At 37.9% G+C, this 1,522-nt stretch carries 1 protein-coding gene; it reads right to left on the bottom strand.

Translation table 11 applies throughout. The features are described from left to right. Positions 1-64 precede the first annotated feature (64 nt). Positions 65-1,123 (bottom strand): TRAP transporter substrate-binding protein, encoded by a 1,059-nt coding sequence (locus tag ACTXGH_RS13740; protein ID WP_299221686.1) that lies wholly within the window; start codon positions 1,121-1,123, stop codon positions 65-67. Between the last annotated feature and the right edge of the window lie 399 nt (positions 1,124-1,522).

The raw sequence follows: 1,522 nt of genomic DNA, 5'->3' as shown, positions 1-1,522 counted from the left end.
CACAGCCTTGAGATGAGAGTGCTGAGGTTGACTAAAAATGCCATGGGAGATTGCCTTTAATAGGTTAGACTTTACAGGCAGCGCTGGCAGCTTTGGCTTTCTCATATACGCCATCGGCATCCAAACCTAAAGCATTGACGTCGGCCAAATATTTCTTAGTACCGTCTAATAGAGGACCTTTCCAGTCAGGGTCGTTTAGAGGATCGGGTATTTCAACGATTTCATCGCCTTTGTCTTTAGCTGCTTGTATGGCCATCTCATCATGCTTATCAAAAACTTCACCGACTTTGTTAGCAAGCGCCATACCTGAGTTATTGTCAAGTACCTGTTTTAAATCATCAGGTAAACTTTCATACTTATCTTTATTCATAGTAACCATAAGTGCTGAACTATAAAAAGGAATGTTAGTATGATACTTCGTTATTTCATCAATCTTAAAAGCTGTGACTGCTTCCCATGGGAAACTAAGTCCGTCCACAACACCTCTCTGTAAAGAAGTATACATGTCGTTAGCGGGTAAGCCGACAGGTGAAGCACCTGCGCTTTCAATAATGTCACCAGCGACTGCTGAAGGTCTGCGAATGCGCATGCCTTTCATATCTTCAGGTGTACGGATTAATTTATCAGTAGTATGTAGAGAACCAGGTCCAGCACCATACATGAATAACAGATGTGAATCTTCATATTCACCAGCAAGCGTACCATCATCATATAAAGTTTGTAGCATACAACCCATCTGAGTAGCCGAATTAGACAAACCAGGAAGCTCAGTAATTTGAGTTAAAGGAAAACGACCATTGGTATAACCATGTGCTTGAGAACCTATATCGATTGTACCCTTTGCAGCAGACTCATAAGTGACATCAGCTTTAGCAAGACCTGCTGAGGGGTAGAGCTCGACTTTTAATCGACCATCAGAATCAGTTTCAATCTGTTTGGCCCAAGGTTCAAATACTTCCTTGCTGATAGAAGAAGTGGCTGGCCAAAAATGCGAGAAGCGCAAAACAGTGGTTTCTTTGGAAGAAGCTGATGAAGCATCAGTACTTTCAGATGTTTGATTAGAACAGCCTATGATACTCATGGCCGCTAAGGCACCTATTGAAAAAAGAGGAGCTAACTTCATTATCAATTCCTTTTGATAATTATATGGAAAGAAAGAATTTCGAGTGAATAATTATATAAAACTTAAAATATAATAGATTTGAAGCTATATTTTAAGTATATACATAAACAATACTTTTTATCACATCGTAAAGCAATTATTACTTATAGATAAAGATTACATTTGAAATTATCAGCTATAATGATATAAGTCAAATCATTTTGAGTCAATATACTGATTATCTGATAAAATATAGTAACGTTAGTAACTACAAAATTTAATTATGATTAAATAGTGTTTGTGGAATACTACACATAGTAATTTTAGATAAAATGAAGCTAAAAAAAGCCCCCACAACGTTGTTGTGGGGGCTTTTTAGGAATAGAGAGCTGACGATGACCTACTCTCACATGGCCGGAG

Source organism: Psychrobacter sp. 1Y10 (assembly GCF_052259005.1).
GTDB classification, from domain to species: domain Bacteria; phylum Pseudomonadota; class Gammaproteobacteria; order Pseudomonadales; family Moraxellaceae; genus Psychrobacter; species Psychrobacter saeujeotis.
Note: the sequence above shows the minus strand (reverse complement) of the source record. Positions and strands in the feature narration are given on the sequence as shown.

Bases quoted from the DNA above. Each gene is read 5' to 3' on its own strand.
- ACTXGH_RS13740 (WP_299221686.1), bottom strand. From the start codon at position 1,123: ATGAAGTTAGCTCCTCTTTTTTCAATAGGTGCCTTAGCGGCCATGAGT.